The following is a 9,281-nucleotide window of genomic DNA, read 5'->3' as shown; positions in this document are numbered from 1 at the left end:
TTACCTTGACGCTGGATAATGGACAGGAACTTCAAGCTGAAGCAATGCTGGTTGTCATCGGGCGTGAACCAAACACAAGCGCATTAAACGTATCAGCAAGCAGTGTGGAACTGGACGCAAAAGGGTTTGTCAAAATAGATGATCAGTTTCGCACAACTTGTAATGGAGTGTATGCGATCGGGGATGTGGCAAATCAACCTGCATTCACTCATGTGAGTTGGGAAGACTATCGCCGTTTGAAAGCAATTTTGTCTGGTGAGAATAGAACTCGCGCGGATCGCGTTCTGGGTTATGCAGTCTACACAGAACCACAAGTCGGACGAGTTGGTATGACAATTGAAGACGCAAAGAAAAAGGGTATCAATGCTCGTTGCGTCACATTACCAGTGTCGCAGATCGCTCGTGCAATAGAATGGGGTCACGATCTTGGTTTCTACAGGATGGTTGTCGACAATGACAACGACAAGATTCTAGGGGCGACACTAGTCGGTTATGAAACGGCTGAGTTAGTACATGTCTTTCTATCTTTGATGGAGGCTGGAGCCACTTGGCAATTGTTAGAACAATCTGTCCATATCCACCCTACTTACGGAGAAGGTTTACCTAGCTTAGCACGATTGTTGCTTGGAGATAATATCCCATCCTGCCCTAACAGGTAAGAACAGCCTAACTGATTTTCGCGATCGGCGCAATGCCTTGCGCCGCTACAGCACATTGTGTTCAAAATTCCCTAGTTCTAATTAGAACGTGCTAGAACATACATAAATATAATAAATTTACTAGCACTAAAAGAATGACGACAATTGCAAATCTCAAACGCGAGAGCCAATTGCCGGTTATTATTACCGACCATGAAGGCATCGTGAATTATATTAATCCTATATTTGAAACCACGTTTGGATGGAGTTGTGCTGACATCGTTGGTCAACCACTCACCCTCATCCTGCCTTCTTATTTTCAAGATGCACACAACTTAGGGTTTTCTCGCTTCAGTACCACAGGGGTTTCGACGGTTCTTAACCATCCTCTACAACTCAAAGTCAGAACCAAAGACAATTCTGAGATTGAGTCCGAGCATATCATTATCGCAGAGAAACAACAAGGTCAGTGGGTTTTTGCAGCTACTCTCCGTCCTCTAGAAACCTGATCCCAGTATTTGTCCTAGAATCTAGAGTACACAGCTATGAATCAAGAAACTTTAGCTAAGCAAATCAATCAACTGCGTACCACCTTGGGAAAAATGGAAATTGCCCTTGGGACGGTAGATGAAGCAATTGTTTGGACAGATAGTCAGGGAAAGATACAGTGGTGCAATACCGCGTTTGATCGCCTGGTAGGTGAGCGTCACATTCTCATATTAAATAAAGAACTTTCTGAGATTTTGCCTTTAAGACAAGCTGGAGAAAGGATTTCAGGGTGTGCGCATCCCATCTGTATTGCTTTAGCAACAAAACAGAAGAATCGAGAGTGTTACGAATTTCAAAAAGATTCCCAGGAATTAAGTTTAGAAATTTCTTGCTCTCCTGTACAGATTCAAGATCCTTACTCACCAGAAGAAGGAGACATAAGTATAGTTTTAGTAATCCGTGATATTACTGAACGCAGACGAACAGAACAATCTCTTTTAGAAGCTAAAGAGTCTTTAGAACGGCGAGTTGTTAAGCATAACGAAGAATTAGTCATTTCCAATGAGCAATTACAAGCAACAACATCACGGCTAAGTGCACTGATTCAAAACCTACAAGCGGGAGTTTTGGTTGAAAGTGAATTAGGGAAAATTATCTTAGTCAATCAAGAATTTTGTAACCAGTTTGGCATTCCAGTACCTCCGGAAGCCTTAATAGGGATTGATTGCGCCCAAGCTGCTCAAAGTACTCAACTACTTTTTAATAATCCAGAAGAATTTGGCAAGAGGATAGTAGAAATTCTGGAACGTCGGCAAGTTGTTGTGAATGAAGAAGTACAATTGCGAGATGGGCGGACTTTTTCCAGAGATTATGTGCCGATTTTTGTAAAAGAAATTTACTACGGTCATTTGTGGTTGTATCGAGATATCACTCATCACACACAGATAGAAAAAGCGCTAAAACTTCAAAGTCAGCGATCGCACCTCTTTGCTAAACTCTCTTTAAAAATTCGTGAATCTCTACAAATCGATGAAATCCTGCAAAACAGCGTCACAGAGGTGCAAAAACTACTACATGCTGATCGTGTAGTCATCATGCAACTACACTCAGATAACTCTTTAACTGTTGTTCAAGAAGCAGCCCTTCCGGGTTTCCCCATCATTCAGGGACAAAATATTATTGAACCTTGTTTCGCAGACAGCTATATCCAGAAATACCGTGAGGGAAGGATTAGTATTATTCCTGATATAGAAAAAGCTGATATCCAACCTTGTCACGTCGAATTTCTGAAACAATTTGCTATAAAAGCCAATGTTGTTGTCCCAATCATCCTTAAAAGCGAACTTTGGGGCTTACTAATTGCTCATCAATGTGATAAACCCCGACAATGGAGTAACTGGGAAACTGAACTTTTGCAATTATTAGCTGATCAAATAGGTATTGCTTTAGCTCAAGCCAAATTGCTACAAGCAGAAACTTTTCAGCGACAAGAACTTGAAGTTGCACGTCGTCAAGCTGAATTAGCATCTCAAGCTAAAAGTGCTTTTTTAGCTAATATGAGTCATGAAATTCGTACCCCAATGAATGCTGTGCTAGGGATGACTAGCTTGATATTAGAAACTCCCCTAACACCAGAACAGCGAGATTTTGTAGAAACCATTCGCATTAGTGGAGATGCGCTCTTAAGCTTAATCAATGAGATTTTAGATCTATCTAAACTTGAAGCAGGGGAGATGTCTTTAGAAACTCTAGATTTTGACTTATCTACCTGTGTCGAAGAAGTATTAGACTTGTTAGCGTCCCAAGCCCATAAAAAACAATTGGAAATTGGAGCATTGATCCATCCCAATGTACCTACTTACCTTCAAGGTGACGCCAGTCGCTTGAGACAAATTTTGATGAACTTGATCGGTAATGCTATTAAGTTTACAAGTGTTGGCGAAGTAGTTGTGGAAGTAGAACTGAAATCACAAACCTCTACTGAAGCTATTATCCATTTCGCAGTCAAAGATACCGGTATTGGCATTAGTCCAGAAAACCAGCAAAAACTATTTATGCCATTCAGCCAAGTAGACGCCTCTACTACCCGTAAATATGGTGGTACTGGTTTGGGATTAGCTATTTGTAAGCAACTAGTAAACTTGATGGGAGGAGAAATTGGGATTGATAGTCATCCTCGAAAAGGATCTCAGTTTTGGTTTGAACTTCGGTTTGCCAAACAGCAAAAACCTGCTTCACCAGTAAAAGCTCATAAACTTTTAGCTGATCTTCGCGTGCTAGTTGTAGATGAAAACGCGACTAATCGAAAAATTATCTACAATCAAGCTATTCGTTGGGGTATTCAGGTAGATGAAGCAAATTGTGCTACTACCGCACTCACGGCTATACATAATGCTACTCAACAGGGTATTCGCTATGATGTCGCCTTGATTGATTTTCAAATGAGTCAAACAGATGGCATTTCTCTAGGAGAAAAAATTAAGGAAAATTCTGCTACTGCCGATTTACCATTAGTTCTCCTCACTGCTACTAATCAAAGAGATGAGGTAGAACGAGCCATGGAAACAGGATTCACGAGTTATTTAGTCAAACCAGTTAAGCCATCTAAGTTGCTCGATACTATCATGAATATTTTTGGAAGTCAACCAAGTATTGACCAACACTTGTGTTCCGTAATACCTAAACAAAATACTAGCTTTGCTAAAGCTAAGTTACGAGTGTTGTTAGCAGAAGATAATTTGGTCAATCAGAAAGTTGCCGTTAAGCAACTCCAAAACTTAGGCTATGAAGCCGATGTGGTTGCTAATGGTGAGGAAGTTTTGCAGAGTATAGAAAAAATTCCTTACGATCTAATTCTTATGGACTGCCAAATGCCAATTCTCGATGGCTTGGAAACAACAAGAGAAATTAGACGACGACAAGATAAATTCTTTGCAAGTGGTCATCAACCTATAATAATTGCAATGACTGCTAATGCTATGAAAGAAGATGAACAGCTTTGCCTGCAAGCAGGTATGGACGACTATTTAAGTAAACCTGTAGTTAAAGACAAATTGGCAATGGTACTAGAACGTTGGAGCAAAATTATACTTACTACACCTGAAGAAACCCTGTCTAGTAAGGATGAAAGTTCGCTTGACTTACTCATTGATTGGGAACAATTGCATCAAATATCAGAAAATAATCCCGAATTTGAGTTGGAAATCTTGCAAATTTACTTAGAAGATGCGAGTTCTCGTTTAGAAAAAATCAAAGCAGCGATCGCCACTAATGACATTGAAATCATGACAAAAGAAGTTCATCAGCTTAAAGGTTCTAGTAGTAATATCGGAGCTAAAAGTATAGAGATTGCAGCAGAAAAATTAGAAAAATTATGTCGTCAGTATGAACGTAGAGGTACAGCTGTATTAATAGAACAGATAGAAAATTTTATTGAACGTATTCAAAATTTTTTAAATTAAATAAGGAGTCAGCCCCCTTGGGGAAGTCAAAAGTCAAAAGGAGTTCTGAGGGTATTGAGCCCATCCACGATAAAGCACCAACCAGCTTGCGAATCAGTGGCAATCACTGCCTCGATATGCTGAGCAAAATCCCTTTCAGTACGAGTTGAACCAATTGTCGGAGACCTTCAGCGTTGCATAGAATACGCTCGAGCACTTTTATATTGAACGACTTTTTTTTAATTGCACCTGAGGGAGCCGAACGTGAAGTAGCAGTAAAGTATAGGTGTGTTTTCAAAAAGTAGTGCATAGATTGTGGTAAATAAAATTTGGGAATATTGAAGAAGGCAGAAGTACGCTCGTCTGAGGGCAGAAGGTTCCTTTCGGTTGGGGATTCGACCCCAACCGTTCATGTTGCAACGTAAAAGTTGTTGGGGTCTTAAACCCTTGTTCCCTCCGGTCACGGGCAGAGAACAGGAGTCAGAATTCCATAAATGCCTTCTGCCTCCTGCCCTCTGCCTTTCCCGATAAAACCAGAAAGTTTTAAGAAATACTAGTAAGATGGGTTTACTAACTATTGCCGGATATGAGCTAAGGGAACAACTCTATAATGGTTACAGAAGCCTGGTCTATCGAGGGATTAGGGAAGTGGACTCATTACCTGTAGTCATCAAACTACTGAAAAATCCTTATCCCAGCTTCAGTGAACTAGTAAAATTTCGCAATCAATACACAATTGCCAAAAACCTTAACCACCCTGGAATCATCCAAACATACAGCCTGGAAACCTACCGAAATGGTTATACATTAGTAATGGAAGACTTCGGAGGGATTTCTCTAAAGGATTATTTCATTAACAATAATCATGTGGGCTGTCTAGATGAATTTTTGGAAATAGCGACAGATCTTAGCAATACATTAGATTATCTGATGGGGCATGGGGTTATCCATAAAGATATTAAACCAGCCAATATAGTCATTAACCCAGAAACTAAACAAGTCAAATTAATTGACTTTAGTATAGCATCATTACTGCCACGGGAAACACAAACTTTAATCAGCCCAAATATATTAGAAGGAACACTTGGGTATATTTCTCCAGAACAAACAGGAAGGATAAATCGGGGGATTGACTACCGCACAGATTTTTATTCTTTGGGTGTGACTTTTTACGAATTACTAACACAAGAATTACCATTTCAGTCAGAAGATGCAATGGAATTGGTATATTCTCATATTGCAAAAATGCCTATGGCATTAAAGAATAGGGAAGAAATTCCACAGGTTCTTTCAGATATTGTGATGAAATTGATGGCAAAAGATGCCTCAGACCGGTATCAGAGTGCATTGGGGCTAAAGTATGATTTAGAAAAGTGCTTAGTTCAAATACAGGAAACAGGCAAAATAGAAGACTTCGTGATCGCACAAAAGGATGTTTGCGCTCGCTTTACCATCCCCGACAAACTTTATGGACGAGAAGCCGAAGTAGAAACAGTCCTGCAAGGTTTTGAGCGTGTTAATACAGGTGCAACAGAAATGATGCTGGTAACTGGTTTTTCCGGTATTGGGAAAACTGCGGTTGTCAACGAAGTTCATAAACCCATTGTCCGGCAACGAGGTTATTTGATCAAAGGGAAATTTGATCAATTTCAGCGAAATATTCCCTTTTCAGCTTTTGTACAAGCATTCCGAGATTTAATGGGTCAATTACTCACAGAAAGCGATTTTCACATTCAGCAATGGAAAAATCGGATATTAGACGCTGTGGGGCACAATGGACAGGTCATTATCGAAGTCATCCCCGAATTAGAAACAATTATTGGTCAACAACCACCAACACCACAATTATCAGGAATTGCTGCCCAAAATCGCTTTAATTTATTATTCCAGAAGTTTGTACACATATTCACCACCGCAGAACATCCCTTAGTGATCTTTTTAGATGATTTGCAGTGGGCAGATTCCGCATCTTTGAAGTTGATAGAGCTGCTAATGAGTGAATCAGCCCAGGGATATTTATTATTAATAGGTGCTTATCGAGATAATGAAGTTTCAGCCGCCCATCCTTTGATGTTAAGCTTAGCAAAAATTACCAAATCTCAAGCCACAGTCAATACCATTACCCTCAACCCTCTAAGTAACGATAGTTTAAATCAATTGATAGCGGATACATTAAGTTGTGCAACAGAAATTGCTCAGCCCTTAACTCAACTGGTATATCAAAAAACCAGTGGCAATCCATTTTTCAGTAGGCAGTTCCTCAAGGCACTTTATGAAGATGGACTGATTAAATTTGATTATGAACAAGGAAATTGGCAGTGTAACACTACTGAAGTTAAGGCGTTAGCAGTGACAGATAATGTAGTAGAGTTTATGGCATTGCAATTGCAAAAATTGCCTGAAGATACTCAGTCAGTTTTAAGGTTAGCCGCTTGCGTTGGTAATCAGTTTGATTTAGCAACTTTGGCGATCATTTCACAACAATCTGAGATAGAAACAGCTGCTGCTTTGTGGCAAGCGTTGCACTCAGGATTAATTTTACCTACTAGTGAAATCTACAAATTTTATATTGAACAATCAATCCAAGATGTAAAGCCAAACTCGCAGATTGTCAATTATAAATTCTTACATGATCGCATTCAGCAAGCCGCCTATTCCCTGATTCCTCCAGACGAAACTGCTGCAGTTCATCTGAGTATTGGTCGACTACTCCAAAAACACACCAACATAGACGAACGCGAATTGCAACTGTTCAAGATCGTCAATCAACTTAATCGCGGCAGATCTCTCATTAATGATGCCACGGAACGAGAAGAACTAGCGCATCTCAACAAACGAGCAGGCACAAAGGCACGGACATCCTCCGCCTACGATGCTGCCATGAATTATCTCAATACTGGGTTACAGCTTTTATCGCCTCAGTGTTGGCAAAATCAGTACGATCTCAGCCTAGAACTCCACCAACTAGCTGCCGAAGTTACTTATCTTTGTGGTCACTATGACCAACTGACAAAGCTTCTAGCAATCGGGTTACAACAGAGCCACCACCTATTGGATCGAGCGAAATTCTACGAAATTCAAGTTTTGGCACTGATAGCACAACATCAAGCTCGTGCTGCTGTGGATTACGCCTGTAAAATCTTGCCCAACTTCGGCGTTCACATGCCCCAAAAACCATCCCAACTGCAAATTATTCTGGGATTCTTCGCCACCCTTTATCATATGTCGAGCAAAACCCCCAGGGATTTGCTGAAGTTGCCCCCCATGTCCGATCCCTACAAATTAGCCGCTATGAGCCTGTTGACTGTCATGGGATCAGCCGCTGCCATTGGGATGCCAGAGATACTGCCATTTACCACTTTCAAGGCGATCCCTATTTACCTGCGCTATGGTAATATTCCCAAATCGTCGATGGCCTATATGATCTATGCCTTTTTGCTGTGCGAGCGGATCGGACGTATCGACGCTGGGTATGCCTTTGGTAAAGCCGCGATCAAATTATGCCATCAGACTTCTTCTCGGGAAGCATTAGCTCCTACCCTGTTTCTGTGGAATCGCTTTATTGCCTATCGCAAGGAATCCCTACACAGCTTGTCGCCATTGCTGTTGGAAGCCTATGAGATCAGCTTGGAAGTGGGAAATTTGGAATATGCCGCCTATAATCTCTGTGTATATTTTGCACAAACCTTTTTTATCAAACAAAATCTAGTGGATTTAGCATTAGAGGCGATCACCAGTCGTCTGGCGATTCAGAAGCTTCAGCAGTCTGTTATGGTTATGCTGCAAGATTTGTGTTGTCAGATTATGGAAAATCTGATCACAGCACCCGATGATGTTTGCCAATTGGTTGGTCGTTTTTTTGATGAAACTGTTGTTCAAGATCGCGAAGTCCAAGTTTATACAAGTTTATTTAAAACTCTGTTAGCTTTCTGGTTTAATCGCTACGAGCTAGCGATAGAACAAGCCGCGATCGTTGAAAAACTTTTGGGCAATCTTGATGGAACTTTTTTCAAAACTCTTTTCTATTTTTATGATGCACTACTGAGCTTGGCAGTGTATCCGGATCTGACTAGCGCTAGACAAAAAGTCGCTCTAGCCAAGGTCAAGACTACTCGTCAACGTCTTGCGGTGCTAGCAAAATCGGCTCCCATGAATTACCATCATCAGCAACTACTGCTAGAAGCTGAATACCTACGTGTACTAGGCAAACTCAGCCAAGCAATTGATTTCTACGATCGCTCCATCTCTGGTGCCAAGGAAAATGGTTACATCCAACAAGAAGCTTTAGCAAACGAGCTGGCTGCTAAATTCTACCTGGACTGGGGCAAACAAAAAGTTGCCCAGACATATATGCAACAAGCTTATTACTGTTACGCTCGTTGGGGAGCACTAGCCAAAATTAGGGACTTAGAAAAACGTTATCCCCAACTGTTAAACACCATCTTACAATCTGCTAGTGCTTCCTCCCTCAAAGGAAGCTCAACTACCATTCAAGCTACGGCTTCTAATTCTAGTAGCAACATTTCTAGCTTACTCGACCTAGACACCATCGTGAAAATTTCCCAATCTTTTACTAGTGAAATTCACCTAGAACGATTGGTAGAGCAAGTCATGCAGGCGGTGGTGTCAAATGCTGGAGCCGATAAGGGCGCATTAATCTTGAATGATCAAAATATTCTAACAGTAGTTTCCCAATATGTCAACTCTCAGGTAT

3 protein-coding genes and 2 pseudogenes are annotated in these 9,281 nt (G+C 40.8%); all 5 read left to right on the top strand.

All coding sequences use genetic code 11. The annotated features are described in order from the left end of the window. Positions 1-659, top strand: a 659-nt coding sequence (locus G4P69_RS33850; RefSeq protein ID WP_208354236.1) for an FAD-dependent oxidoreductase, incomplete at its 5' end; no start/stop codon positions are given. 134 nt (positions 660-793) lie between these two features. Then, positions 794-1,147: a PAS domain S-box protein gene (locus G4P69_RS33845; RefSeq protein WP_208345406.1), complete on the top strand. Its 354-nt coding sequence runs from the start codon at positions 794-796 to the stop codon at positions 1,145-1,147. 36 nt (positions 1,148-1,183) lie between these two features. Next, positions 1,184-2,047, top strand: a pseudogene (locus tag G4P69_RS39705) (PAS domain-containing protein); the annotation flags it as partial. A gap of 21 nt (positions 2,048-2,068) precedes the next feature. Next, a pseudogene (locus G4P69_RS33840) lies at positions 2,069-4,588 on the top strand (response regulator); the annotation flags it as partial. A gap of 540 nt (positions 4,589-5,128) precedes the next feature. Then, positions 5,129-9,281: ATP-binding protein (locus tag G4P69_RS33835; protein ID WP_208354233.1), on the top strand; the 4,153-nt coding region annotated here is incomplete at its 3' end.

Source organism: Aetokthonos hydrillicola CCALA 1050 (assembly GCF_017591665.1).
Classification (GTDB): Bacteria; Cyanobacteriota; Cyanobacteriia; order Cyanobacteriales; family Nostocaceae; genus Aetokthonos; species Aetokthonos hydrillicola.
The sequence above is the reverse complement of the archived record's forward strand: the minus strand, read 5'-3'. Positions and strand labels throughout refer to the sequence as shown.